The organism is Pandoraea sp. (assembly GCF_041919235.1).
Lineage (GTDB): Bacteria > Pseudomonadota > Gammaproteobacteria > Burkholderiales > Burkholderiaceae > Pandoraea.
In genome coordinates this window covers 86,380-111,535 of record NZ_JAYRUC010000001.1, presented here as the reverse complement: position 1 = coordinate 111,535, position 25,156 = coordinate 86,380, and the positions used below count along the sequence as shown (strand labels likewise).

General features: G+C 59.9%; 21 protein-coding genes and 3 pseudogenes. 20 read left to right on the top strand and 4 right to left on the bottom strand.

Going from position 1 to position 25,156, the window contains the following annotated elements:
* A pseudogene (locus tag ACE3UG_RS00505) lies at positions 1–520 on the bottom strand (MBL fold metallo-hydrolase); the annotation flags it as partial.
* 271 nt (positions 521–791) lie between these two features.
* Here ACE3UG_RS00505 and ACE3UG_RS00500 point away from each other — a divergent pair.
* The 7 genes and pseudogenes from ACE3UG_RS00500 to tnpC all read left to right on the top strand — a co-directional run bounded on the left by ACE3UG_RS00500 (position 792) and on the right by tnpC (position 7,599).
* Positions 792–1,295, top strand: a complete 504-nt coding sequence (locus ACE3UG_RS00500) for a universal stress protein (RefSeq protein WP_374618294.1) — start codon at positions 792–794, stop codon at positions 1,293–1,295.
* 4 nt (positions 1,296–1,299) lie between these two features.
* The gene (locus ACE3UG_RS00495) at positions 1,300–1,767 is read left to right on the top strand and encodes a universal stress protein (RefSeq protein ID WP_374618293.1); all 468 of its coding nucleotides are present in this window, start codon (positions 1,300–1,302) and stop codon (positions 1,765–1,767) included.
* A 167-nt stretch (positions 1,768–1,934) separates the two neighbouring features.
* Positions 1,935–2,579 carry a response regulator gene (locus ACE3UG_RS00490; protein ID WP_374618291.1) on the top strand — a complete coding sequence of 215 codons (645 nt, stop codon included), beginning with the start codon at positions 1,935–1,937 and terminating at the stop codon, positions 2,577–2,579.
* 140 nt (positions 2,580–2,719) lie between these two features.
* The gene (locus ACE3UG_RS00485; RefSeq protein WP_374618290.1) at positions 2,720–3,508 is read left to right on the top strand and encodes a helix-turn-helix domain-containing protein; all 789 of its coding nucleotides are present in this window, start codon (positions 2,720–2,722) and stop codon (positions 3,506–3,508) included.
* Between the two features lie 31 nt (positions 3,509–3,539).
* Positions 3,540–4,091 (top strand): annotated as a pseudogene (locus tag ACE3UG_RS00480) (alcohol dehydrogenase catalytic domain-containing protein); the annotation flags it as partial.
* Between the two features lie 155 nt (positions 4,092–4,246).
* The gene (locus ACE3UG_RS00475; RefSeq protein WP_374618288.1) at positions 4,247–7,240 is read left to right on the top strand and encodes a Tn3 family transposase; all 2,994 of its coding nucleotides are present in this window, start codon (positions 4,247–4,249) and stop codon (positions 7,238–7,240) included.
* Positions 7,241–7,251: 11 nt separating this feature from the next.
* Positions 7,252–7,599, top strand: coding sequence for a Tn3 family transposase post-transcriptional regulator TnpC (gene tnpC, locus ACE3UG_RS00470; protein WP_301236948.1), 348 nt, complete (start codon positions 7,252–7,254; stop codon positions 7,597–7,599).
* 103 nt (positions 7,600–7,702) lie between these two features.
* Here tnpC and ACE3UG_RS00465 read toward each other — a convergent pair.
* Positions 7,703–7,876, bottom strand: a pseudogene (locus tag ACE3UG_RS00465) (EamA family transporter); the annotation flags it as partial.
* A gap of 806 nt (positions 7,877–8,682) precedes the next feature.
* On the opposite strand from ACE3UG_RS00465, the gene ACE3UG_RS00460 reads away from it, so the two are divergent.
* The 4 genes from ACE3UG_RS00460 to ACE3UG_RS00445 all read left to right on the top strand — a co-directional run bounded on the left by ACE3UG_RS00460 (position 8,683) and on the right by ACE3UG_RS00445 (position 11,037).
* Positions 8,683–9,093 (top strand): DUF4148 domain-containing protein, encoded by a 411-nt coding sequence (locus ACE3UG_RS00460; RefSeq protein WP_374618287.1) that lies wholly within the window; start codon positions 8,683–8,685, stop codon positions 9,091–9,093.
* A 161-nt stretch (positions 9,094–9,254) separates the two neighbouring features.
* Positions 9,255–9,815 (top strand): cytochrome b, encoded by a 561-nt coding sequence (locus ACE3UG_RS00455; protein ID WP_268567784.1) that lies wholly within the window; start codon positions 9,255–9,257, stop codon positions 9,813–9,815.
* A 257-nt stretch (positions 9,816–10,072) separates the two neighbouring features.
* Positions 10,073–10,378, top strand: coding sequence for a PepSY domain-containing protein (locus tag ACE3UG_RS00450; protein ID WP_301236943.1), 306 nt, complete (start codon positions 10,073–10,075; stop codon positions 10,376–10,378).
* Between the two features lie 62 nt (positions 10,379–10,440).
* Complete coding sequence (locus ACE3UG_RS00445) at positions 10,441–11,037, top strand: phosphatase PAP2 family protein (protein WP_374618284.1); 597 nt, start codon at positions 10,441–10,443, stop codon at positions 11,035–11,037.
* A 470-nt stretch (positions 11,038–11,507) separates the two neighbouring features.
* On the opposite strand, the gene ACE3UG_RS00440 is transcribed toward ACE3UG_RS00445, so the two are convergent.
* Together ACE3UG_RS00440 and ACE3UG_RS00435 are read right to left on the bottom strand one after the other, a co-directional pair.
* Positions 11,508–12,836 carry an ATP-binding protein gene (locus ACE3UG_RS00440; RefSeq protein ID WP_374618282.1) on the bottom strand — a complete coding sequence of 443 codons (1,329 nt, stop codon included), beginning with the start codon at positions 12,834–12,836 and terminating at the stop codon, positions 11,508–11,510.
* Positions 12,833–13,495, bottom strand: a complete 663-nt coding sequence (locus ACE3UG_RS00435) for a response regulator (RefSeq protein WP_301233105.1) — start codon at positions 13,493–13,495, stop codon at positions 12,833–12,835. The genes ACE3UG_RS00440 and ACE3UG_RS00435 overlap by 4 nt, the downstream gene beginning before the upstream one ends.
* Before the next feature lie 244 nt (positions 13,496–13,739).
* On the opposite strand from ACE3UG_RS00435, the gene ACE3UG_RS00430 reads away from it, so the two are divergent.
* From ACE3UG_RS00430 to ACE3UG_RS00390, 9 genes are all read left to right on the top strand, one after another.
* Entirely contained in the window at positions 13,740–15,134 is a 1,395-nt protein-coding gene (locus tag ACE3UG_RS00430) for a TolC family protein (RefSeq protein WP_374618280.1), read from the top strand.
* Positions 15,121–16,233, top strand: coding sequence for an efflux RND transporter periplasmic adaptor subunit (locus ACE3UG_RS00425; protein ID WP_301233103.1), 1,113 nt, complete (start codon positions 15,121–15,123; stop codon positions 16,231–16,233). Before ACE3UG_RS00430 ends, ACE3UG_RS00425 begins: the two co-directional genes overlap by 14 nt.
* Positions 16,233–19,283, top strand: a complete 3,051-nt coding sequence (locus ACE3UG_RS00420) for an efflux RND transporter permease subunit (RefSeq protein ID WP_301233102.1) — start codon at positions 16,233–16,235, stop codon at positions 19,281–19,283. The genes ACE3UG_RS00425 and ACE3UG_RS00420 overlap by 1 nt, the downstream gene beginning before the upstream one ends.
* A 301-nt stretch (positions 19,284–19,584) precedes the next feature.
* Positions 19,585–20,361, top strand: coding sequence for a hypothetical protein (locus ACE3UG_RS00415; RefSeq protein WP_374618278.1), 777 nt, complete (start codon positions 19,585–19,587; stop codon positions 20,359–20,361).
* A gap of 23 nt (positions 20,362–20,384) precedes the next feature.
* Positions 20,385–21,143, top strand: a complete 759-nt coding sequence (locus tag ACE3UG_RS00410) for a hypothetical protein (protein WP_374618276.1) — start codon at positions 20,385–20,387, stop codon at positions 21,141–21,143.
* 23 nt (positions 21,144–21,166) lie between these two features.
* Positions 21,167–21,832, top strand: coding sequence for a response regulator transcription factor (locus ACE3UG_RS00405; RefSeq protein WP_301233084.1), 666 nt, complete (start codon positions 21,167–21,169; stop codon positions 21,830–21,832).
* The gene (locus ACE3UG_RS00400) at positions 21,808–23,196 is read left to right on the top strand and encodes an ATP-binding protein (RefSeq protein WP_374618274.1); all 1,389 of its coding nucleotides are present in this window, start codon (positions 21,808–21,810) and stop codon (positions 23,194–23,196) included. Before ACE3UG_RS00405 ends, ACE3UG_RS00400 begins: the two co-directional genes overlap by 25 nt.
* Before the next feature lie 53 nt (positions 23,197–23,249).
* A complete protein-coding gene (locus ACE3UG_RS00395) occupies positions 23,250–23,741 on the top strand; it encodes a DUF2127 domain-containing protein (RefSeq protein WP_301233109.1) in 492 nt (163 codons plus the stop codon).
* A gap of 79 nt (positions 23,742–23,820) precedes the next feature.
* The gene (locus tag ACE3UG_RS00390; protein ID WP_301233110.1) at positions 23,821–25,023 is read left to right on the top strand and encodes an MFS transporter; all 1,203 of its coding nucleotides are present in this window, start codon (positions 23,821–23,823) and stop codon (positions 25,021–25,023) included.
* Positions 25,024–25,156: the final 133 nt, after the last annotated feature.

Below are 25,156 nucleotides of genomic sequence, written 5' to 3'. Positions count from 1 at the left end.
CGTCCACGTCGATCTGCGCCATTGCCGCGCCAAGAATATGACCGGCATGCCAGAACGTCAGCGCGATCTGGGGCGAGATCTGAAACGGGCTATCGAAGCGCACCGGTCTGAGCAGGGCAATGGCACGGTGCGCGTCTTCGGTGGTGAACAACGGAAGTGCAGGGTGGTGCCGCGATTTTCCGTGACGGTTCACAAACGCCGCTTGCTCTTCTTCAAGTCGCGCGCTGTCGAGCAGCAGAATTTCGCACAAGTCGCGCGTTGCCGCCGTGCAATAGACAGGTCCCGCGAACCCGTAACGTACCAACACAGGCAGATAGCCACTGTGGTCGATATGCGCGTGCGTGAGGACAACGGCATCGAGACGATGAACGTCAAACGTCGGCGCGGCCCAGTTTCGCGCGCGCAGATTCTTCACGCCTTGAAAGGCGCCGCAATCGATCAGGATCTGCCGGTCGGCGGCCGTGAGTAGGGTCTTGGAACCGGTGACAGTGCCGGCTGCCCCCAAGAAGCTCATCTGCATGGACGCACCTCGTGCAAGTTCCGGGCGCAAGTGGGTTCCCGGTATTCGCAGCATAGCCCGAACGATTTCGATCGCGGCCTGACGCAGGTGCCGACGTTGATGTGAGTCAAGGACCGTGCGCGTGTCGATACGCCGATTAGCCGCCTGCGCTACCGTGTAATCACCGCAATGGCAACTGGCCGATTCGGACTTCACCGCGTGTTTGCGCGTCATCCACGCTCGGGTTCGGGTTGTGCCCATTTCCCCCGCTGACAGTCTCCAGGACCCTTAAATGTCTCATCGAATCTTGCTCGCCACGGACGGTAGCGAAACCTCGTGGCATGCGTTGCGCGAAGCCATCCGCTTCGCCATGCCCGACGATATCGTTCGGGCAGTGACCATTATCGATGACCCGTTCGCCCACTATCAGTCCGCATTCGCCTCGTACATCGATCTGGAATCGCTTCGCGAAGGTTTGATCTCCGAGAGCCAGCGCACGCTGAGCGATACCTACAAAAAATTGCACGACGAAGGTATTCAGGTCGACACCCGCTCGATCGATCTGCGCGCATGGGGCGGAACCGTCGCCGACGCCATTGTCAGAGAAGCCGAACGGTGGCACGCGGATCTCCTGATTCTCGGCACGCATGGGCGTAAGGGTGTCAGGCGGCTGTTGATCGGCAGTGTTGCCGAGCAGGTGCTGCGGCAAGCCCATCGGCCAGTCATGCTGGTCACCGGCGCGGTCGACGTGGCACCGACGCCGTCCAAGACGCCAATGACTGGCGCGAAGGGGTGAGAGCATGTTCGAACGTTTCCTGGTCGCTGTCGACGGTAGCCCTACGGCAGACAAGGCGCTTACCTACGCGCTGGAACTCGCCAAAGTGCGCAAGGCCTACGTGCGCGCACTGTTTATCGTCGACATCCCGGTCGCCTACGTTGCCGACGTCGATCCGTTCCCTTTCATCGACGCCATGCGGCTGCAGGGTGAAAGCATTCGCGAACGCACCGCACAGCGGCTCAAAGGGGCGGCTGTCGAGGGGGACGTAGAGATTCGGGAGGTCATGCCAATCGGCGGCGATGTCGCGCACCAGATCAACGTTGCCGCAGACGAGTACCAGGCCGATGTGATCGTCCTCGGCACACACGGCAGGCGCGGCTTTCGCCGTCTGGCACTGGGCAGTGTGGCGGAGAACTGCGTGCGACAAGCACGGCGTCCCGTGATACTCGTTCCGTCCGATCCAGCCGAGGCCGTCGGCGACGTGCCATGACACTTCTGCCCGATCGGTGGGCGCTCGCATGGGCATTGCGCCGCGTCGGATGCCCGCCCAGAGGTGAGGCGTGTAGAATCGGTGACACGCAGGCGTAACCTTTTGCGCGTGCACCTATCGCGAACGCGATATATTTTTATGCAATATTCGACCCCGGGGGCCGGTGCATGATTCGCATCATTGTCGCGGACGATCACACGCTTGTGCGGGCCGGATTGCAGCGTATCCTGTCGGGCAGCGAGAATCTGGAGATCGTGGGTGAGGCCTCGAACGGAGCGCAGGCGATTGCGCTGCTTCAGGAAACGCCGTGCGACGTGCTTCTCCTTGACCTGTCGATGCCCGGACGCAGCGGCATCGACCTCATTGCGCAGATCAAGGCGTCGTTTCCCCGCCTTGCCATTCTGGTACTGACCGTGCACGGCGAGGAACAGTACGCTGTGCGGGCGCTCAAAGCCGGGGCCGCTGGTTACATGACGAAGGAATGCGCGCCGGCGGAGTTGGTGCTGGCAGTGAAGAAGGTTGTCTCTGGCGGCGTGTACCTGAGCCCGGCCATGACAGAGCGCATTGCGCAGGATCTGGCAACGGGCGCCGGCGACGGTCTGGGGTATCGGCGGCTTTCCGACCGGGAGTTCGACGTGTTCCTGATGCTCGCCCGTGGCCTGAGCCTGAGCGACATTGCCGATACGCTGTGTGTGAGCACCAAGACGGTCAGCACCTACAAGGCGCGCGTGTTGCAGAAGCTCGAGATCAACAGCCAGACCGAGCTGGTGCATTACGCGATTCGGCACAATCTCCTGCGCGATGTCCTTTAGGGGGCGCGCCTTGTAAGCCGCGGCCTACACGTCGACGTATCGGCTGACAACATATCGCGCCGCCCGCTTATTTCCATTCCGCTGCGCGTCTCCAATACTAAGGGTGTCCGTTTTCTGAGGCTAATCCGCCGGAGCCCGCCATGTATGCTTCACCACGTCAGTTCGCCCCCCCTCCACCAGAGGCCGTCGTACAGACCATTCGTGTGCATCGCGCTTTCAACGATAGCGATTTCGGAGTGCACCGGTGCAGCACGTGCCTTCTGCGCCAGCTTTGCCTCCCGGAAGGACTTTCCGATGCGTCGGCGCGTAGCTTGGACGGTGTCACCCGGGTGCGTCGCACGGTTCGCCGAGGGGAGTCGCTTTTTCGGCTGGGCGATACGATGGAGCATATCTATGCTGTGCGCGCCGGGTCGTTCAAGACACTCATCATGCATCCGGACGGCAGAGAGCAAGTCACCGGGTATATGTTGGGTGGCGAACTGCTTGGCCTAGGTGGCATCGCGACCGGACGACATGTTTCGGAAGCGGTGGCGCTCGAGGACAGCCAGGTCTGCGCGATCAGGTTCTCTGATCTGGAAGCCGCTGCGGGGCAAATGCCCGTCATCATGCGACAAATGCATCGGTTGATTGCCGCAGGAATCGTGCGGGAACAAAACCAGTTGCTGCGTTTGGGAACCGTTCGCGGTGAAGCGCGGCTCGCGAGCTTCCTGCTGGACGTATCGGCGCGCCTTGCCGCGCGTGGATATTCACCCAGCTCGTTCCTGCTGCGCATGACACGCGAGGAGATTGGCAGCTATCTGGGCCTGCAACTGGAAACGGTCAGCCGGATGCTTTCCCGCATGCAGGCACAGAACGCGCTGCGTGTCAGGCAACGCGAAATAACGCTCCTCGATACGAAACGCCTCGGCGAAATGGCGAGTCTGACTTAGCGGCGGCAAGCCTTTCGAGCGGAGGCCACGCATGCGGGCGATGCAACTGTCAAAAAGGGCAGGGGCGCTCACGCTTGTGGAGATACCGATACCTGTCCCCAGTCCCACACAGGTGCTGATCCGCGTGAGCGTGTGCGGCGTTTGCCGCACCGACCTGCATGTCGTCGACGGCGATCTCCCGGCGGTTCCCGATGGGATCATCCCCGGCCATGAGATTGTCGGGACGGTGATCGCGATAGGCGAAAACGTTCGCGACCTTGAGATCGGGAACCGGGTGGGCGTACCGTGGCTCGGTGCAACGTGTGGTTGTTGCCGGTTTTGCCTGAGCTACCGGGAGAATCTTTGTGAGGCGGCGCGTTTTACCGGGTATACGCTCAACGGCGGCTACGCCGAGTACGCCGTAGCGGAGGCGCACTTCACATTCAAGTTGCCGGATCGTTACAGCGACGCGACCGCTGCCCCCTTGTTGTGTGCCGGTCTGATTGGCTATCGGTCGCTCAGTATGGCGGGCGATGCGCGACGAATCGGCATCTACGGCTTCGGGGCCGCTGCGCATCTGATCGCTCAGATTGCCCAGGCCCAATGGGGGTATGCCAAGATAACGGCGAAATTCGCACATAACACCAAAAGTTATATTGACTTTTGTTTCTATGCAACTTTTCCCTAGTTGAGCGTAATATTTTCTCGTACTGTCTTCGGATAGACTGAGCGGCCGTTCGGCGATCATGGATATCCGATATGGCCACTCTTGAACGCACGGCTTACCCGCGGCTACCCAAAACCCTATCCAACGGGGAATTGAAGGCCTTCTACACGCCGACTGTGGAAGAACTTGAGTGGGTGCGTCGCTCGGGGCGATCTCCAGCCGGGCGGCTGCGACTCCTTGTGTTTCTCAAAGTCTTCGGGCAACTCCATTACTTTCCTCCGCCGGAAGCTCTCCCTGAAGAAATTGTCGCGCATGTGCGTTCGGCTGCCGGAATCGGGACAGATGTACGCCTTGAATCGAAAGGTTCGACAACGCTTTACCGGCACTTCGACACCGTTCGAAAATACCTCGGCGTGACGCCGTACTATGGCGCCGAGGCCGAAGAGATTGCCATTCGTGCAGCACACGAAGCCGCGGCAATCATGGATCAGCAAGTCGACATCATCAATGCGACCATCGATGAGTTGATCGCGCGCCACATTGAGCTGCCAGCTTTCTCCACACTCAATAAGATCGCCGAGCAGGTGCACGCCACGACACAGACCACGTTGTTCCGGCGCGTGGCGCGCCGATTAGCGCCGGAGGACAAAACACGCCTAGATAGGCTGTTGTCTCGTGACTTCACTCGCCGCCAGAGCGCTTACCACGGCATCAAGCGCAATGCGCAGCGGCCATCGCGCAAACATCTCGAAATCCTGCTTGATCATCTGAGCTGGTTGGAAGGACTGGGAGACTTCTCGCGCCCTCTATCTGGCATCCCCGCGACCAAATTGCGTTCGCTGGCCAACCAAGCCATGCAGCTCGACGCTGCCAACCTCAAGGAAACGAGACCTGAGAAGCGCTACACGCTGATGCTGGCCTTGATCGATCGCATGCGCGTGCGCACACGTGACGACCTGGCGGAGATGTTCATCCGACGCATAGGCACCATCCACAAGCGTGCGCGTGAAGAACTCGCCGATATTCAGGCTCGACAGCGTGGTCAAATGGAAGCTTTAGTTGGCCTCCTTGACGGCGTAGTCGATATCCTGACAGATGCCCCGAGCGACGTGGAGATCGGACAGCAGATCCGCAGGTTTCTTGCACCCGAGGGAGACCTGGAGCCGCTGCGCGAGAGTTGCGCGGCGGTGCGCGCGTTTAGCGGTGGAAATCACTTACCACTGCTTTGGAAGCACTTCCGTGCCCACCGGTCCATGTTGCTACGCCTTGCGCAGGCACTCGAACTAGATTCGACCACACAGGATCGCTCACTCGTGCGCGCATTGCAGATCATGCTCGAGAACGAGTCGTTGCACCGAGAATGGATCGACGCGGAGGTCGACCTGAGCTTCGCCTCGGAACGCTGGCGAAAATTGGTACGCAGACCGCATCATGAAGGCCCTCCTACAAATCGTCGATACCTGGAAGTTTGCGTGTTCTCCTATATGGCGAATGAATTGCGCTCGGGCGATTTATGTGTGGTCGGCTCTGAGGCGTTTGCCGATTACCGGACGCACTTGCTGCCCTGGCAGGAGTGCGAACGACGCCTGCCTGACTACTGTGCCAAAGTCGGCATACCCAGCAGCGCCACAGAGTTTGTTGCGCAACTCCGAGAGTGGTTATCACAGACGGCACTCACGCTCGACCAGACGTTTCCCCATCAGCGCGAGCATGTGACGATTGGCCACAGCGGCGAGCCTGTGCTTAAGCGCACCGTGGCTCGCGACATTCCTGGGAGCGTCATCACGTTGCAACAGGCGTTGCTCCAACGTATGCCGACTCGGCACATCTTGGACATTCTCACCAATATCGAGCATTGGACGCACTTCACCCGCCACTTCGGTCCGCTCTCCGGCAGCGATCCTAAGCTTAAACGTGCGGCCGAGCGCTATTTACTGGCCATCTTCGCGATGGGTTGCAACTTGGGCCCGACCCAAGCGGCACGGCACATCGCTGGGGGAGTCTCTCCGCACATGCTGTCTTTCGTCAATCGCCGCCACATGAGTCTGGAGAAGCTCGAGACGGCGCAGCGCGAGCTGATCGAGCTATATCTTCGACTGGATTTACCCAAACATTGGGGGGACGGCAAAACCGTTGCGGCCGACGGCACGCAATACGATTTTTACGACGATAACCTGCTGGCCGGTTATCACTTCCGATACCGCAAGATGGGCGCAGTCGCGTACCGGCATGTGGCCGACAACTACATCGCGGTCTTTCGCCATTTCATCCCACCTGGCGTGTGGGAGGCCATCTATGTGATCGAAGGCCTACTTAAGGCCGGACTTTCAGTCGAGGCGGATACGGTGCATTCGGACACGCAAGGCCAGTCGGCCGCCGTATTTGCCTTCACGCATTTGCTAGGCATTAAACTGATGCCACGCATTCGAAACTGGCACGATCTCAGCTTTTCCCGACCCGACGCCGACACCACTTACCGCCATATCGACCGCCTATTTGGCGATCCCGTGAACTGGGAGCTGATCGCCTCGCATTGGCAAGACCTGATGCAGGTGGCCTTGTCGATTCAAGCCGGCACCATATCGTCACCGCTGTTACTGCGCAAACTGGGCTCGTACAGTCGCAAGAACCGACTCTTTCTCGCCGCGCAAGAGCTGGGCAAGGTCGTACGCACTGTCTTCCTGCTTGAATGGATTGGCAGCCGCGAGCTGCGCCAAGAAGTCACCGCTACGACAAACAAGATTGAGTCATACAATGGGTTTGCCAAATGGTTCTCGTTTGGCGGCGATGTGATTGCGGAAAACGATCCTGACGAGCAGCAAAAGCGTTTGCGCTACAACGACTTGATTGCATCGTCCGTGATCCTACAAAACACCGTCGACATGATGCGGGTGCTACGCGAGATGGCCAACGAGGGTACTCGGGTCAATGCTGATGACATTGGCTTCCTGAGTCCCTACCTGACGAGTAACGTCAAGCGCTTTGGCGACTACCAACTGCATTTGAACAAGCTGCCGGAATCATGGATCAGCGACAGTCTATTCGGCGGGAGCGCTCGGTCCTCGGCTCGGCGGTCTCAAACATGAAGGAGCGTCCCATGGTGAAGCAGACGGCGTACGGCGCAGTGGACGCGGTCGCACTACTCCATCTAGCCGAGAATTTCGACACGGGCACCATTTTGCGCGCCGTCGACCAACTCGACGCCCTGCGTGCACGGTTGTGCCCGCCGGAAGGGCTGCGCGACGATCTACTAGACCTTCACGGCATGGCGCACACCGTTTTCAATGGTGCATGTCTGACGGTAGCAACGACCAAAGCAATGCTGGTGGACCAAACCGAGGACATACTTGAGGAACTGGAGGACAACATTAAAGTACTGCGTGCCATCCTTGCGGACCTCCAGCCGTTGGCGGCACTGCGGCCGCCCGGCGATGGTGGCGACTGAGCTTGCCCGAGTGTGCCAGGAGCGAGCTTGTCTGACGCCGACTCGCCAGCTTTTGCCGTCTTGGGTAGTGCGTTCATCGCATGCTCGGCATTATCGTCAGGCGTCAGTGAACATGCCGATGATGAACATCGAGGTAATGAGCGTGCGTATGCGAAATTTGGGCGTGGCGGTGGGAATGCGTATGGGGCGCGCTCCCGTCCCAGTCAAAGTCGTGTTCGTGCTGATGGTGTTCGTCGTGAGAGTGACGGTGGGTGTGTTCCATCGGCTCATGCGTATGGGCAGCGGCATTGGAACTGCATGGAGTAGCTTACCGCCTCGATGGATTGCATCGATCATTACGAGGTGCATTCTAGGCTTATTGCACCGCAACCGACGAGCCAGCACCGAAGGACATGCGAGCTGCGGTTAAGCCAAGGTGGGGCCGATTGAACTCTCAGAGCGCCAGACGCTGCCCGTGGCGGCGTAGTATCCCAATTGCGCCCACACCAAACATCGTATCCCTCGCCTGCGCGGAGCGTGGGCATAGGTTGGGCAGGGATCGAAATCACCTAACTTTTCGTCAACATGGACTCTGCTGCGGGGCGGCCAGTGCCGGGATTACCGAGCGCGGAATATGCGTGGCCGATGCGCTCTGACGAATTATTGCGCGCTGCCGGATATGACCCGGAAGCTATCCGCTGGCGCATGGCAACAGGTAGCCCGTGGCGCGTCCGTCCGGGACACATGATTGCCGTCCTCTTCGCCGCTGCGATTTGTCCTGCGCTCGTGCTGGTCGCACTCGCTGCGATTGCCCGCGCTGTGATCATGTTGTTATAGCCACTTCACTGTGTGCCAACGGGTGTCTCTAGAATTGCGAGAATGATCAGACACCTCCTCCATGTCCGTTTGCGCAGTGGCTTCCTGAGAAGTCATCAGTCCGCCAGGAGCCTGATCGCACCGACGGATTCGCCATGCCGAGGGCGTATCAACGCATGCTTCGCGCTAAGGGTCTGCTAAGGCTTCACGCCTACGATGAAATTGAAGGTTCTGCGACGCGCTTGTGATCGCACCTTCATATTGATCGTCAACCTTAGGAGTTCAATCATGAAGCATTCATATGTTGCTGCACTGGTTGCCGTGTTGGGCTTGATCGGCGCCGTGCAAACGAGCGCTCAAGCCGCGACAAGCCATTCTGCCGAACCCAGCATTGCGAGCTCTGACTCGCTCACGCGCGCGCAAGTGGTTCGACAACTCGTCAGTGCCGAAAAGCATGGGCTTTTGCAGCAAGGCGACACTGTCTATCCCAAGACGGCGATGAGTCATGAACCACGTATGCACATCACGCGACAGGCCGTCGACAACCGTCTGGCTCAAGCGGAGCGCCACGGCCTGCTCACCCAGCCCGGAAACGCTTATCCGGTAGTCCCTGTCGCGGCTCGCAAGCACGCCGTTTGGACGCCGAAAATGCAGGTGGCGGGCGAGGCGACGATCCAGCGGCTCTATGAAAACCCGTAACCAACATGGTGGCTCAGCCTGCCGCGCGCCGAAAACAAGCCCGGCAGCCAAGCAGTCGCTAAGTCTTTGCTAAGTGTCGTGCCTCAGAATTCGCTCATGGGCCACGGCGCTTAGCCGTACCGCCCGCCAGATGATGTTTAATCTGTGGATAAGAGGCTCCCATGAAACAAGTCATTACCCGCTACGACGCTGCGTCCCGCCATATGCACTGGCTCACTGCGGCACTGCTAGGCGCACAATTTGTTGTGGCTTGGGCGATGCCCGATATCACGCGACAAACGCCCGCCATCGGGCTCGTCGCGTGGCACCTCTCGCTTGGCGTGACGATTCTTGGGCTTACGGCCATCCGGTTAGTATGGGCGCGTCGCCGCACCGCGCCTGCCAGAAGTATGAAGTCGATATTTCACACGCTCGCCGCTATTGCGCACAAGGGGCTATATACGCTCTTGGTCCTCGTGCCCATCTTAGGTTGGATAAATGCGTCGGCACGTAGCTTCCCCGTCAAGCTAATGGGTATCGTACCTTTGCCCGCATTGTCCGCACCAGGGTCGTCGTTCGGCCATGCCATGGGCGACGTGCATTCCCTGCTTGCCTACGTGTTGCTCGGCGCCGTGGCGTTGCACGTCTGTGCAGCCCTTTACCATCACTGGGTATTGCGCGACGGCACCTTGCACAAGATGCTCCCCCTACAGAATCAACCCGAACCCGGTACGTTCCGTTAGCCACACTACAGCGGCAGCTCTGCGCCGCTCGTCGACAACACGCTAACTCTGCCTCGCCCGCACATGCCATCACGCATGTGGGGGCGAGATGGCTTTTGCGTTGCCTTCCCACGCCATCGCGCCGAAGACCAAACGAATAAGGGCGAGATTGACCGACTTTTCGATTGCTGATCTGAACCCGCTAATGCCCCGCTAAGTGTCGGCGCATACGCTTGTTCTTGCGCGAAAGGTCGCGCATTTTTTCGGAGAACTCAATCATGTACCGATTTACCAAACTTTCCCTTGCAGCTGTCACCCTTGCGACACTTGGCACGCTCGCGTATGCCGGCCAGCGTTCAGAGAACGATGCCATGGCTGCCGCCAGCGCCAAGATCTCGCTGACACAAGCCGTAGGTATCGCGGAGAAACACGTCAGCGGTAAGGCCTCACAAGCCGAGTTCGATCAGGAAAAGCAGGGCAACCTCTACAAAGTCGAGGTGGCGGGTGGCGGCAAGGTGTTTGACGTGAAGGTGAATGCGGATACGGGGGCGGTCATCTCGTCGACGCAGGACAAGGACGATTGAGCTGCCGATGGCGCAGCATAGCGACGTAACGGCAATGCGAGCGAGAACTTCAGACGAGCGATATGGAATCCATTAACACTACGCTATTTTTAATGCTGAACGCGCACGCTTTGCCGTCGCCGCCCGTGCTTGCGCTAGCGATATTCCTAGCTCAGTACCTAATACTTGCCGTCCCGATTGCGCTGGTAGCGGCGTGGCTGCGCGCCGACGAACCACAACGCCGAGCATTGGTTGGCGCCGCAGTTGCCGGCGCCGTCGGACTGGCGATGAACCAAGCGATAGGCTGGGTGTGGCAACACCCGCGACCGTTTGTGATGGGAATCGGTCACACCTATCTGTCGCATGCCTCCGATAGCTCGTTCCCAAGCGACCATCTCACATTGATCTGGTCGGTTGCCTTCGCGCTCGCCTTGGAGCAGCGTACGCGGGTGGTGGGAGTTAGCGCCGCGCTACTCGGACTGTTAGTCGCGTGGGCGCGCATTTTTCTCGGCGTGCATTTTCCGATGGATATGGTGGGTGCAGCGGTCGTCGCAGCTGTTTCCGCCTGGTTAGTGACGCGGCAAATGCTGTGGCTGGTAGTCCCGGCGTATCGTGTGGCCCTATGCGTACACCGGAAATTGTTTGCTCGATTGATCGAGCGTGGTTGGGTGAAGGCGTAGGCACCTGAGCTACTTTTACCTCAGTGCAGCGACGGCCGGGCTTTGTGATTGCGAGTGCGTTTGCTTGAGCGAAATTGATGCCCAAATCGCATCGGCGTACTTCTGCGTCCCCGGTGCCCCTAAAGTTTCCGCGCCATTAATCACACTCTGGCGCACCACTTCGGTGTGACGCAGGTTCTCAGGCAGACGCTGGATGTACTGCGTGCCGACGCGCCTGCGGCCACGACGAAGTCACGCAACTGTTGGAGCATTTGGCCACCAGAAGATGGTCTGGGGGTAGATCTTCCGATACGACTTGAGTTGGCGATACATCATCTCGAACACATGGTCGGAGCGCTTCGGGACGTGATGGCATTCGTTTTCCTCGCAAATGGCCGAGGGCAGTTGGCTTGACGCCAAGGATCGAACCTACCGAATCTCAAAAGAATGGCGGGGCCTTAGTTGACCCACGTTTTCGAGGTCTCCTTCCCTTAACGTTTGACGGAGCGTAGATACGCCACGCGCGCGATTAGGCCAGCCTCGCCGGGACGGTTTCCCAGCGTCAACCGTGCGTGGTGACGTTCGGCTACACGACTGACGATGGACAGACCCAAACCGCTGCCTTGCCCCACGGCGTCGGTGCCCCGATAGAAGCGCGTGGTAACCTTTTCGAGTTCCTCCGGGGGAATTCCCTGGCCGTTGTCGATCACTTCGAGTGCGATACCATTTGGTTCGTTTGACAAGCGGACATCGACAGCACCGCCATTCGGTGTGTGTCGAAGCGCATTGTCCACGAGGTTGACCATCAACATCGTGAGACCGGTGTTGTCGCCATGCACAAACAGTGGGCCCTCCGGCCCGACCAGTCCCAGATCGATTTCCCGGCTCTCGGCCGTGAAGGAGTAGTCCCCTACGACGTGTTCGGCCAGTGACCGAATATCGATGACGTTCGTGATATCGACCTGATCGGCGTCTGCGCGTGCGAGGTCGAGCAATTGCTGCACGAGATGGATCAGGCGATTGAGCCGGCCCTCCAGCTTGCCGGCGATGGTCGAGTCGCCCCCTAACGCCCCTTGCTGGCGTGCGTGTTGCAACTGGAGCTTCAGCGCGGCCAGTGGCGAGCGGAGTTCGTGGGCGGCATTGGCTACGAAGACCCGTTGCGCCGAGGCGGCCTGATCCAGCCTTTGGAGCAAATCGTTCAGTGAATTGACGAGTGACGAGATTTCGCTGGGAATCGGCTGGTCGAAACTCAGCGGCGTCAGCGACTCGTAGGAACGCTGCGCGACCGATCGAGAAATGGCGGAAATCGGCTGGAGTCCTTTGGAAACAACCCACAACACGAACATGACGATGGCCGGCACGAGTACCCAAAGGGGGGCAATGATTCTGAGCGCCATGCCGACCGCCAACGAATCCCGCACCGCGATGGGCTGCGCTACCTGCACGTATCGATCGGGCAGTTGCATGCCGTAGACCCGCCAATGTGTCTCGTCCCACTCCTTGTCGTGGAACCCTGGCGTCAGGCGAGGCATCGAAAGTGCTGCGTCGTTGTGATACTGGGGAATGTTGTTTCCCTCCCACCGCTGTATCACCAGACGATCCTCGGCAAGGCCCCCCCAGTCAGCCTTGCCCGGCCCCTCCGCCTGCGTCCCGTCCTCGGACGTGACGGGTAACGACAAAGCGACGGTTCGCAGTTCGTAGTCGAACAACTCTGCGGCTTCATTGCGCGCGGTGCGATAGAGGAAATATCCCGCGACCAGCGCGAGGAGGATGAGGCCGGTGAGCAGCCAGACGATAAGACGCCAACGTATCGAATTCATTCGACGCGCGCCATGCGATATCCCACGCCGCGAACGGTCACGATGTGTTGCGCGCCGATCTTCCTGCGCAGACCATGGACGTGCACCTCGATCGTGTTGCTTCCCACCTCGTCCCCCCAGCCGTACAGCTTCTCTTCCAGCTCCCGTCGAGTGAAGACGTGCGTCGGCGTTTCCATCAGGGCCGCCAGTAGCGCGAACTCGCGGGGCAACAGATCAATCTGCTGCCCGTCCAACAGCACCGTATGCGCGGAAGGATCGAGCGTCAAAGCGCCGTGAACATAGAGTGGGGCTGCCTGCCCGACCCGGCGGCGACCCAGCGCGCGCACACGGGCGGCCAGTTCGTCCAGCTCGAACGGTTTCACCAGATAATCGTCGGCGCCCGCATCCAAACCTTGTACACGATTCGCCAGAGCGTCGCGTGCCGTCAGAATGAGGACCGGGGAGGTGCCGCCGGACTTGCGATAGCGCTTGAGCACTTCGATACCGTCCTGCTTGGGCAGACCGAGGTCAAGGAGTACCAGTTCGTAGACAGCATTGCCGAGAGACAGCTCCGCTGCGCGGCCGTCTGCGGCCCAGTCCACCGCGTGGCCGGCGCTTCGCATCGCGTCCAGTACCGTCTCGGCGATCATCGGGTCATCTTCGACCAGCAAGAGTCTCATCCGTGTGCACTCCCAAGTGCTTCGTGCGCGATTCGACCGCGCAGGTAAAGGGCAAATCTGAGGCCAATCTGGGGCTATTCTGCCATCTCCTTTCTTAAGCGTTGCTTAGTCGGCACTTCTCAACACCCATAAGGCGCGACAGCCGATTCCCCGTCGATCCCATCGCTTTGGCTTAAGCAGTTCTTAAGGCTGCCCTTTCTAGAATCGCCCCAACGTCATCACCCTTTGCCGTTGGAGGCCCGGATTGCACCCCATATCATGCCGTTTCGCTGCGGGACTTACCGCACTCGGCGTTGCGCTGCTCAGTGGCTGCACGATGTATCACGAGGCGCCGCTGCCAACCCAACCCAACGCACCAACGAACATAAGTCGCATCAATGTCGACGCCGCTGCAATGCGCTTTCCGGCACTGGCGGCGCATCATTTCGATCCGTCGGATGGTTTGGACAGCATCGAGATCGCCATGCTGGCCGTGTCGAACAACCCCGATCTGAAGCTCGCTCGCGACGATCTGGGTATCGCCCACGCACAATCGTTTGCGGCGGGTCTGCTTCCCGATCCGCAAGTCGGCATTTCGAGCGACTACGTTAGTCCGGGGCCGAGCGATGCGACGCGTGCCTTCAATTACGGCATCAGCATGGATTTGATGGCCATCGCCGCGATTCCCGGCGCGAAGGCCACCGCAGAGCACAACGTCCAGAAGCTGGATCTCGGACTACTTTGGCAAGAACAGCAAACGATTGCTCAGGCTCGGCGACTGTTCGCCAAGGTTCGCACGCAGGACGCCTTGCTGCCGCTGGCGCGCGAAGCGAGCGACCTGGCGCAGGCCCGCTACGAGACTTATCAGAAGGCGGTAGACGCCGGGAATCTGACGTCGGACAGCGTGAGCGCCGCACTGACCGCAGCGCAAGACGCACACAAGCAATACATCGACTTGCAGCATGCCGACCTTCAGGCACACGCAGACCTGAATGCGTTGCTGGGGCTGTCACCGCTGGCCGAATTGACGCTGATCGGCGACGAGCGCGCCAACGCACCGTCGGATTCGCTGCTCGACGACGCCGTGACACACCTCGCCCGGCGACGCGCCGACTTGCAGGCGCTAGCAGCGGGCTACGCCGCACAGGACGGCCAGTATCGACAGGCTATTCTCAAGCAATTCCCGAGCCTGTCGGTGGGTTTCGTCAGACAGCGCGACACCTCGAACGTCTACACGTCAGGCTTTCAGGTCAACCTGAGTCTGCCGATCTTCAATCGCAATCAGGGTAACGTGGCCATCGAGTCGGCCACGCGCAAGCGCTTGCACGACGAGTATCAAATCCGGTTGGACCAAGCCTACGCCGATATCTCACGACTACGCGCCGACCGCGCCATCTCGCAGGCGCAACTGCTCGGGGTCGAGACGGCACTGCCCAAGCTCTCGCAAGCGAGCGATGCGGCGACGCGCCAATACCGCAGCCGCAATTTGACGCTGGGCGCCTATACCGACAGTCGCATGGCTTGGTTGACGAAATCCGTTGAGGCCTTGTCACTGCACGAGGCGATCGAGGAACAAGACATCACCATCGAAACGCTGGCCGGGCTCGCCATGTTGCCCGCGAACGCCACGCCTAAGGAATCGAATCATGACCCAAAGTAAACCTTCCACGATGAACCGCTGGGCAAACGTCATGCCCAGCGCATTCTCCCTCGGCCAGGCGGTCATGTTGGGATTGACCTGCCTGCTCACGAGCTTCAGCGGCAGTGCGTCGGCACAGACCTCGGCGGTCTCGGTAACCACGCTACCGGTGCGACAGGCGGTCATCGCGCAACCGGTAAGCGCCTACGGTGCCGTCTCGGCGTCCGGGGCGGCGGTTCAATCCATCACGTTGCCGTACACGGTACGGGTTGCGACCTTGCGGATTGCCCCTGGTCAACGTGTGACCAAAGGAACGCCACTGATGGATGTGGTCGCCGATGCGACGGCGACGCTCGCGCGCGATCAAGCGAGCACGTCGCTGTCGACGGCGCGGCGCGACCTCACGCACACAAAAGCGCTTTACGACGCGCATCTCGCCACCCAATCTCAGCTCGATGCTGCGCAAAAGACGCTGGACGATGCAACGCAGGCCGACGCGGTCCAGCAACGCGTGGGGGCAACGAACGGCACACAAACGCTGCGCGCACCGTTCGACGGTGTCGTCGTGCAAGTGAATGCGGGTCAGGGCGACCAGGTGTCAGCTGGCACAGCCCTGGGCCTGCTGGCGCGCGACGGGCAGCGTGCGCAGGTGCCGAACGTCGTGCTCAGTGTCGAGCCGTCGCGGGCCGGCAGTATCCGCCCGGGCGACGTCGTTGTAGTGCGCGCTGTTGCGGCTAACCTGTCGGGACAGACGGTGTCGGGCAAAGTCGCCACGATTGGCGCCGCGATCGACCCGGTTACGCAGGCCGTGGTCGTCACCGCCATGGTGCCGGACAGTCCATCGCTGATCCCCGGCACCCGTGTCTCGGCCTCGATTCAGACGCAGCCCGCCCAGCACTGGGTCGTGCCCAGAAGCGCGGTCCTACGCGACAAGGATGGCGCCTATCTGTATCAGGTCGACGGCTTGCACCGCGCCCATCGCATTGCCGTTCGACCCAAGGTCGACGCAGGCGACAAGTACGGTGTCGACGGCGAACTGCTCAAAGGCGCGCCTGTGGTCGTCGCCGGGAACTACGAGTTGACCGAAGGCATGGCGGTGACCATCGCTGGGGGCAACTGATGAGTTTCGTCCAGTGGATGCAAGCGCACCGGCGCTCGTTGCTGTTCGTCATCTCGATGATTGCCATCGCCGGTGCGTTGATGTCGACGCAGCTCCCGATTTCATTGTTTCCGGATGTCGCCTTTCCTCGCGTCGTCGTCTCGCTCGATGCCGGCGACCGTCCCGCCGAGCAGATGGCCGCACTGGTGACGATGCCGGTCGAAGAGGCGCTGCATCGCGCACCGAACGTGCGAGGCGTGGAGTCCCGAACCAGCCGGGGGAGTGCCGAAATCGCCGTGAATTTCGACTGGGGCACTGATATGGCGCTGGCAACGCTGCAAATCCAGTCGGCCATCGCCGAAACATTGCCGTCGTTGCCCGCCGGAACCACGACGCAGGTTCGCCGGATGGACCCCACGGTGTTCCCGATCATCGCGTACAGCCTGACAAGCACGAAGCGTTCGCCGTCCGAACTCTATAACCTCGCCCAGTACCAACTGCGACCATTGCTGTCCGCCGTAGGTGGCGTCGCCCGCGTGGACACGGTCGGAGGTGCGCACGACGAACTCGAAGTCACCATCGATCCGCTTCGGCTGACGCAATACAAGCTGGCGATCGGTGACGTGGTCAAAGCGGTTGCGGCCAGCAACGTTTTGCTGGCCAGCGGTCGGCTCGAAGATCACGACAAACTGTATCTCGCCATTGCTCGCGCCTCGGTGAACTCGCCGCAGACGCTCGCGAATGTTGTCGTGGCGAGCACACCGGCAGGTCCGGTGCATCTGTCCGATGTCGCGCAGGTCTCACAGGGCACCGTTCCGCAATGGCTGCGTGTGACGGCGAACGGCCGCGACGCAGTACTGCTCAACATCTATCAGCAGCCCGGCGCGAACAGCGTGGCCATTGCCCGCGATGTTCGTGCGAAGCTCGCCGCGTTTCAGGCGCAGTTGCCGGCCGACGTGAAGCTCTCGAATTGGTACGACCAGAGCGAACTGGTCATTGCCTCGGCGGCGAGCGTTCGCGATGCCATGCTCATCGGTGTGGTACTGGCGGCATTCACGTTGCTGCTTTTCCTGCGCAACTGGAAGATCACGGCAATCGCTGTGGCGCAAGTGCCCGTCGTCATGGCCGCCACGTTGCTCGTGCTGCACGTGTTCGGCATGGGACTGAACATCATGACCCTGGGCGGTATGGCAGCGGCCGTTGGCCTGATCATTGACGACGCCATCGTGATGATCGAGCACATCGTGCGTCGCATGCACGAGCATGGGGCGGAGAAATTCCACGGGCGGATCATGTCCGCCGCACTGGAATTCACGCGCCCGCTCGCCGGGTCGTCAGCGGCGACGCTTATCATCTTCGTCCCGCTCGCATTTCTCACTGGTGTGACGGGCGCGTTCTTCAAGGCGCTGTCGATCACCATGGCCAGTGCGCTCTTCGTCTCGTTCTGCGTCACGTGGCTCGCCATTCCGCTGCTCTGCGACCGCTGGCTGACAGCCAAGGATGCCCATGCGGAACGGGGCGGTAAGGTCGCGAAGTGGGTGGACACGCAATATACGCGCGTGGTCAAGGCGCTGACCACTCGCCCTTCGCGAATGCTGCTCGGGATCGTGCCTTTGCTGATCGTGGCGGCCTTTGCGTTCACGCGTGTTGGCAGCGGCTTCATGCCGAGCATGGACGAGGGCGGTTTTGTACTGGATTACCACACCGCACCCGGTACTTCGGTTACGGAAAGCGATCGTCTCGTGCGTCAGGTCGAGCAGATCGTGCAGGCCAATCCGAACGTGCAGACTTATTCGCGCCGCACCGGTACCGGTCTCGGTGGCGGACTGGGCGAACCGAACCGGGGCGACTTCTTCGTGCGCCTGAAGGCCGGCGACCGCCAACCCATCGATATGGTAATGAACGATATCCGCGCGCAGGTGGAAGCCAAGGTGCCGGGCGTGAGCGTCGAGTTCGCGCAACTGATGGAGGATCTGATCGGGGATCTGACGGCCGTGCCTCAGCCTGTGCAGATTAAAATCTACGGTGACGATCAGAGCGCGCTGGAAGCCACGGCGCGCAGTGTCGCAGGCGCGCTGGCTCATGTGTCCGGCGTTGTAGACGTCAACGACGGTATCAATCCGGCCGGTGATGCACTCGACATCCAGATTCAGTCGGATGCCGCAGCGGCACAGGGTGTCGACCCGCAGTCCGTCGCGCAGCAGGTGGCCGATTTGCTCGCCGGAAACGTGGCGTCGAACTATCAGGCAGGCGTGAAGAATGTCGGTATTCGCGTGCAACTGGAAGCCGCGCAGTCGCTGACCGATACGGGGCTCGCACATCTGCTCTTGCGCGCGCCGGACGGTCATCTGTTTCCGCTCGATCGGGTGGCAAAGATCGTTCCCGTCACGGGGCAGCCGGAGATCAGCCGCGACAATCTCAAGCCGATGGTCGCCGTCACCGCGCGTATCAGCGGGCGCGATCTGGGGTCGGTCATCGGCGACGTGAGACAGATGCTCGACACGCGTCACTTGCTGCCCAAAGGGACATACTACGCACTCGGGGGGCTCTATGAGCAGCAGCAGATTGCATTTCACGGCCTGATGGTGGTGTTTGCGGCGGCGGTAGCGCTCGTCTTTGCGCTGCTGCTGTTCCTGTACGAGCGCTTCCGCGTCGCGGCTGCGGTGCTGGCGATGCCGATGCTCGCCGCCGGCGCAGTATTCGTCGGGCTTTGGACAACCGGCATCGAGTTGAACATCACCGCCATGATGGGCATGACGATGATCATCGGGATCGTGACCGAGGTGGCAATCTTCTACGTGTCGGAGCTTCAGAGCCTGATTCGCGAGGGGACGCCGCTTGAAGAGGCGTTGGTCGTAGCAGGGCAAAACCGCCTGCGTCCCATCGCCATGACAACGTTGGCGGCCATTCTCGCGCTGCTACCATTGGCGTTTGCCATCGGGCAAGGCGCCGCTATGCAACAACCGCTGGCGATAGCCATTATTGCTGGGCTCATCGTGCAGATGCCGCTTGTGCTGCTGGCACTGCCTGCCTTGCTCAAGGCTGTGCTCAAGCCTGAATTCAATAGGTGATTTTGCGTCTGATACGAGGCCATCTTGCGGCCATCTTGCTGAGTTTGCCGGTGAAATGCGCCGTGCCGACGTACACCAATGCCCAAGCGGCCGGCTGATGAGCCCAAGGCAGACGCCGCGATTTCAGTGGGCGCCCCGTTACCGGGCGGACGTGCCGGTGAAATCAGCGAGGGTATTCCGGCGCTCTGCATAGGAACTTCCGGCGTTGCTGGATCAAGTCAATGACGCTGACCACACCTAAGTGTGCCCTAAGCATTTTGTTGGAAGATTCACGCGTTATCAAGTGAACTTGGAGGCAATCATGAATCGTGTCAATGCGGAAGGTCCGGCGTGGTTGAACAAGGTGCCAGAAGTCACATTGACGTTTTGGCTCATCAAGATGATGTCTACGACGGTCGGCGAGACCGCGGCCGACTTCCTGAACGTCAACCTGGGGTTCGGGCTGACAGGAACGTCTGCCGTGATGGGCGTGCTTCTGGCCGTATTTTTGGGCTTGCAGGTGTCGGCGCGGCGGTACATTCCGTGGCGCTACTGGAGTACCGTCGTCTTCGTGAGTGTTTTCGGAACATTGGTCACCGATAACCTGAGCGACAACCTGGGCGTACCCTTGGCGGCATCCACGCTCGCCTTCTCCGTCGCGTTGCTCCTCACGTTCGGCATCTGGTACGCCAAGGAGCGCACCTTGTCGATTCATTCGATTGACACGATCAAGCGAGAACTCTTCTACTGGACGGCTATTCTGCTGACTTTCGCCTTGGGCACGGCAGCCGGCGATTGGGTGGCCGAGGGCCTGAATCTCGGGTACGCGAACTCCGCCTTAGTGTTCGGTGCGCTGATTGGTCTTGCGGCGATTGCGCGTTTTGTGTTCCATCGCAGTGCCGTCACGACGTTCTGGGTCGCCTACGTGCTGACTCGTCCGTTCGGCGCCTCATGCGGCGATCTCCTCTCGCAACCCTCGTCCAATGGAGGCCTTGGGCTTGGGGTGGTCGGCACAAGTGCTGGATTCGTGGTGGGCATCGTAGTGCTGGTGCTCTACCTCTCGATTTCCGAGCGGGCAACCGCACGTCAGCAAACCTAATTTATTGATCGATATTTCTGAGCATGAACGAAACCATACAGAAATCGCTGAGCAAGGTGCCCGAGGTCACACTGCTATTTTGGGTGATCAAGATCGCTGCGACGACACTTGGTGAGACGGGGGGCGACGCGGTGTCGATGTCGATGAACCTCGGTTACCTTGTCGGCACAGCAATATTTGCGGTGATCTTCGCCATCGCTGTCACGGCACAGATCCGTGCCAAGCAGTTCTCGCCAATGCTGTACTGGGCGACCATTATCGCGACGACAACGGTGGGCACCACGCTCGCAGACTTTGCCGACAGATCGCTGGGTATCGGTTATGCCGGGGGCTCTTCAATTCTGCTCGCCTTGCTGCTCGGCTCGCTCTGGATCTGGTACCGGACGATGGGCTCGGTCTCCGTCCACACCGTCAACTCGCCCAAAGCGGAAGTGTTCTATTGGGTTACGATCATGTTTTCCCAAACGCTTGGCACCGCCCTAGGCGACTGGACCGCAGATACGGCAGGGCTCGGCTATACGGGGGCGGCGGTGGTGTTCGGCGCGCTCCTGCTGATTCTGGTTGCAGCGTATTTGTGGACCCGCACATCGCGCACATTTCTTTTCTGGGCCGCATTTATTTTGACCCGCCCACTGGGTGCCGTCGTGGGAGACTTCCTAGACAAACCCGTGAGTGCCGGCGGTCTTGCGTTGAGTCGATACTCTGCATCGTTCGCGTTGCTGGCATTCATTCTGACCAGCCTGCTGCTCTTTAGGCAGCGCGCCGCGGCGAAAGCGCACTGAGCCGTTCCTTCAGAGGGCATGACATGCGAATCCTGCTCGTAGAAGACGATGCGATGGTGGGCAGCGTCGTGCGCGACTCACTCAAAGATGCGACGTTCGCGGTGGATTGGGTCACCGACGGCGAAGCGGCTTTAGCGGCCTCGGATTGCCAACACTACGATCTGGTGCTGCTCGATCTGGGACTGCCTCGCAAAGACGGTCACAGCGTCTTGCAGACCTTGAGAGCGCAAGGGCAACGTGTTCCGATCATCATTGTCACCGCCCGCGATGCGTTGCCGGAACGACTGAAGGGCTTGGACGCCGGTGCGGACGACTATATTCTCAAACCCTTCGAGATGGCTGAACTGCTGGCGCGGATAAGGGCCGTCATGCGGCGCCAGTCTGGACAGGCGGCACCGGTCATGACGAACGGCATCGTCACGCTCGATCCCGGTACACGCGAAGCCCGTACCCCTGACGGGTCACCGGTGCAGCTATCGAACCGAGAGTTTTCGTTGCTACAAGCGTTACTGACCAGGCCCGGAGCGATCCTATCGCGAAGTGACCTGGAGGACCGCATTTACGGGTGGGGAGAGGAAGTCGAGAGTAATGCGATCGAGTTTCTGATTCACTCGCTTCGCAAAAAGCTCGGGGCGAGCACGATCAAGAATGTCAGGGGGGCGGGATGGATGGTCTTAAAGGGCGATTGAGCGACTCCATCCGCCTGCGCTTGAGCCTGTGGCTATCGGCGGCAATCCTCTTTTTCGCCGTGATCGCTGGTGTGATTTCGTTTGGGGCGGCATTCGACGAAGCGCATGAGCTCCAAGACGACGTCTTGCGACAAGTTGCAGCGCTCGTCGACAACAACAATCTTCCGACCAGTGAGTTTCACAACCTTAGAACCCCTCAAGCGAGTGACGAGGAAGCTCGTGTAATTGTTCAGCGGCTGGGGGCCTCAATACCGCCAAGCGCGGGAGATGGAGACGACAAGCTGCCACTTCCGCTGCCCGTTACGATGCGTGACGGCCTGACAACGCTCACCTCGGGCGGCGAGCCCTATCGGGTATTGGTCAAAACACTGCGCTCCGGCACACGTATTGCGGTAGCACAGGAGACGGATGTCAGAGACGAAATCGCCCGTACCAGTGCAATTAGAACCGTCATGCCACTGGTGGCATTTGTGCCGGTCCTGCTGATTGTGGTCGGGTGGCTCGTGCGAAGAATCTTCCGGCCAGTCGCCTGCCTTTCGAAGGAGATTGATCAGCGCCAATACAGCGAGTTGCATGCTGTGCCCGCCGACCACCTGCCCAGCGAGATCCGCCCGTTTATCCGCGCCATTAACAATCTGCTTTCGCGCGTTGCCACGTCCGTTGACGCGCAGCGTCGCTTTGTCGCTGATGCCGCACACGAATTGCGTACCCCTCTTACCGCACTGTCGTTGCAGGCGGAGCGACTGTCCGAGGCGCAAATGTCGGTCACTGCGAAAGAGCGACTCATCGAATTGCGTCACGGCATCGAGCGCGGGCGACACATGCTGGAACATCTGCTCACGTTGTCCAGCGTGCAGGCGATGCCGCCCGACGGTAACGCCAGAACCGAGTCTGTTCTCCAGGTGTATCGTCACATTCTCGAAACGCTGTATCCACTGGCAGAAGCCAAACAAATCGATATTGGCATCGAGGCAAAGGGGGACGTGTCGCTATGCGTCAGCCCGGCCGATTTGAGTGTTTTGATGAAGAATCTCGTGGACAACGCGATTCGCTATACCCCCGTCGGCGGCCGCGTAGACCTGATGCTTGAGGCCTCGGAGTGTCATGTAAAACTGCGCGTCCAGGACACGGGGCCGGGAATACCTCTGGGGGAGCGCGCCCGCGTGTTCGACCCGTTTTACCGAGTGCTGGGAACGACACAATCGGGCTCTGGCCTCGGGCTGTCAATTGTGAAGGCGATTGCTGACAAAATGGGAGCCAGCCTGTCTCTCGCCTACTCGGATGAAAATACCTGCCGTGGCTTGAGCGTCTGCTTGGTCGTTCCGCTCGCATTGCCACTGCCACCTAAGGATGGAAAAGCGTGACAGGCCTATCAGGCGCTACGGAAAAGCGGCTTCACTGGGTATTCGAGACAAGCTTGTGGATCAAGGCGTTATTTGCGCTTTCCGAGATCCTCGCTGGCGTTGTGGCGTACTTTGTCCCAACGCAGGTATTCCTCTCGATCGTGCTCCGATTCTCCGGCAATGAACTGACTGAAGACCCCCATGATGTCGTGGCGCGTTTCCTGATGCATGCCGTACAGCATCTCTCGGTTGGCTCGCAGAAATTTGCGGCGATTTACTTGCTGGCTCACGGTGTTGTCAAGTTGTGGCTCATCATTGGTCTGCTGCGCGAGCGACTCTGGTATTTCCCTGTGTCGATGGTCGCATTCGGACTGTTCATTGCTTATCAGTTGTATCGCTACACATATACGCATTCGATCTGGTTACTGCTTTTGTCAGTGCTTGATCTCGGCGTCATTGCACTGACATGGCATGAGTATCGCTATATCAAGCAACGCATGTCGGCGAGGTTGACGTTGCCGCCGGATGGTACGGCAGCAATAGCGCACGAAGATCGATTCAAATAGCGCATGAGGCATGGCGACCGCGCACTGTCCATACCTCCATCGGCAGATTGTTTCCGGCGCGCCAAAGCACAAATATGCGATGACCACTGAGTTCCAAATTTCCCCGAAGGCATCGATACCCCGCACGGTCTGGGTGCTGGGTCTCGTGAGTCTCTTTATGGATTTCTCATCGGAGCTTATCCACGCGCTGCTGCCAATCTATCTTGTCTCCACGATGGGCATGAGCGTCGCGGCATTTGGCCTGCTTGAAGGAGTTGCGGAAGCGACGGCGATGATTGTAAAAGTGTTCTCAGGAGCAATCAGCGATTGGCTAGGTCGGCGAAAAGGCCTACTGCTCCTAGGATATGGGCTATCCTCGCTCACGAAACCGCTGTTTCCGCTAGCTACATCCCCCGCGATCGTTGTGAGTGCACGGCTACTTGATCGTGCAGGCAAGGGAATACGCGGCGCCCCACGTGATGCACTGATCGCAGACGTGGCCCCGGCAGAAATACGAGGTGCGTGCTTTGGGCTGCGACAGTCGATGGATACGGTCGGCGCCTTCCTTGGTCCACTGCTCGCCATTTTGCTGATGTTCTGGTGTTCGGATCAGATTCGGGTGGTTTTGTGGTTTGCGGTGGCGCCCGCGTTCGTCGCAATTGCTTTGATCGTATTCTGCGTTCGCGAGTCGCCCGCAGTAGGGAGAGCACAAGGGTTCCGCTCGCCACTGCACTGGCGGTCCCTGACCGAGCTTTCAAGCCGCTACTGGATGGTCGTGGCCGTTGGTGCCGCCTTCGCGCTAGCCCGCTTTAGCGAAGCGTTTCTCGTGTTGCGAGCGCAGCAAAGCGGCCTGAGTATCGCCTGGATACCGGGCGTGATGGCGGTTATGAGCCTCACGTACACCGTCTCAGCATGGCCGGTCGGTGCGCTCTCAGACCGAATGGATCGGCGCACGCTGCTCGCGATCGGCATGCTACTGCTGATCTCTGCGGATCTGATACTCGGAGCAAATCGCACGATTTCGTCAACATTCGTCGGGGTCGCCTTGTGGGGCTTGCACATGGGCTTTACGCAGGGCATTCTCGCAACAATGGTCTCGGAATCGTCGCCCGCAGCGTTGCGCGGCACCGCGTTTGGCGTGTTCAACCTAATCGGTGGGCTCTCCATGCTGTTGGCCAGCGCCATTGCCGGCGCCATGTGGGAATACTTTGGCGCGTCGACCACGTTCTTTACCGGCGCAGCACTGGTGTTGGTGCCATTAGGCCTGTGCTGGTTTTTGCCGCGCCCCACATCGCTCGCTTGAGTTTGATTTTCTTATGATTTGAAGCGACGAGAAGTATCTAGCAACGCCGTGCTGCACGGCTCGTAGCACCGTGTAGGTATCGACTTTGTTGACAAAAGAAATCTCATCATCGGGAAGCTTTGAATGCCCCAAG

Bases quoted from the DNA above. Each gene is read 5' to 3' on its own strand.
- ACE3UG_RS00500 (WP_374618294.1), top strand. From the start codon at position 792: ATGTCTCATCGAATCTTGCTCGCCACGGACGGTAGCGAAACCTCGTGG.
- ACE3UG_RS00495 (WP_374618293.1), top strand. From the start codon at position 1,300: ATGTTCGAACGTTTCCTGGTCGCTGTCGACGGTAGCCCTACGGCAGAC.
- ACE3UG_RS00490 (WP_374618291.1), top strand. From the start codon at position 1,935: ATGATTCGCATCATTGTCGCGGACGATCACACGCTTGTGCGGGCCGGA.
- ACE3UG_RS00485 (WP_374618290.1), top strand. From the start codon at position 2,720: ATGTATGCTTCACCACGTCAGTTCGCCCCCCCTCCACCAGAGGCCGTC.
- ACE3UG_RS00475 (WP_374618288.1), top strand. From the start codon at position 4,247: ATGGCCACTCTTGAACGCACGGCTTACCCGCGGCTACCCAAAACCCTA.
- tnpC (WP_301236948.1), top strand. From the start codon at position 7,252: ATGGTGAAGCAGACGGCGTACGGCGCAGTGGACGCGGTCGCACTACTC.
- ACE3UG_RS00460 (WP_374618287.1), top strand. From the start codon at position 8,683: ATGAAGCATTCATATGTTGCTGCACTGGTTGCCGTGTTGGGCTTGATC.
- ACE3UG_RS00455 (WP_268567784.1), top strand. From the start codon at position 9,255: ATGAAACAAGTCATTACCCGCTACGACGCTGCGTCCCGCCATATGCAC.
- ACE3UG_RS00450 (WP_301236943.1), top strand. From the start codon at position 10,073: ATGTACCGATTTACCAAACTTTCCCTTGCAGCTGTCACCCTTGCGACA.
- ACE3UG_RS00445 (WP_374618284.1), top strand. From the start codon at position 10,441: ATGGAATCCATTAACACTACGCTATTTTTAATGCTGAACGCGCACGCT.
- ACE3UG_RS00440 (WP_374618282.1), bottom strand. From the start codon at position 12,836: ATGAATTCGATACGTTGGCGTCTTATCGTCTGGCTGCTCACCGGCCTC.
- ACE3UG_RS00435 (WP_301233105.1), bottom strand. From the start codon at position 13,495: ATGAGACTCTTGCTGGTCGAAGATGACCCGATGATCGCCGAGACGGTA.
- ACE3UG_RS00425 (WP_301233103.1), top strand. From the start codon at position 15,121: ATGACCCAAAGTAAACCTTCCACGATGAACCGCTGGGCAAACGTCATG.
- ACE3UG_RS00420 (WP_301233102.1), top strand. From the start codon at position 16,233: ATGAGTTTCGTCCAGTGGATGCAAGCGCACCGGCGCTCGTTGCTGTTC.
- ACE3UG_RS00415 (WP_374618278.1), top strand. From the start codon at position 19,585: ATGAATCGTGTCAATGCGGAAGGTCCGGCGTGGTTGAACAAGGTGCCA.
- ACE3UG_RS00410 (WP_374618276.1), top strand. From the start codon at position 20,385: ATGAACGAAACCATACAGAAATCGCTGAGCAAGGTGCCCGAGGTCACA.
- ACE3UG_RS00405 (WP_301233084.1), top strand. From the start codon at position 21,167: ATGCGAATCCTGCTCGTAGAAGACGATGCGATGGTGGGCAGCGTCGTG.
- ACE3UG_RS00400 (WP_374618274.1), top strand. From the start codon at position 21,808: ATGGATGGTCTTAAAGGGCGATTGAGCGACTCCATCCGCCTGCGCTTG.
- ACE3UG_RS00390 (WP_301233110.1), top strand. From the start codon at position 23,821: ATGACCACTGAGTTCCAAATTTCCCCGAAGGCATCGATACCCCGCACG.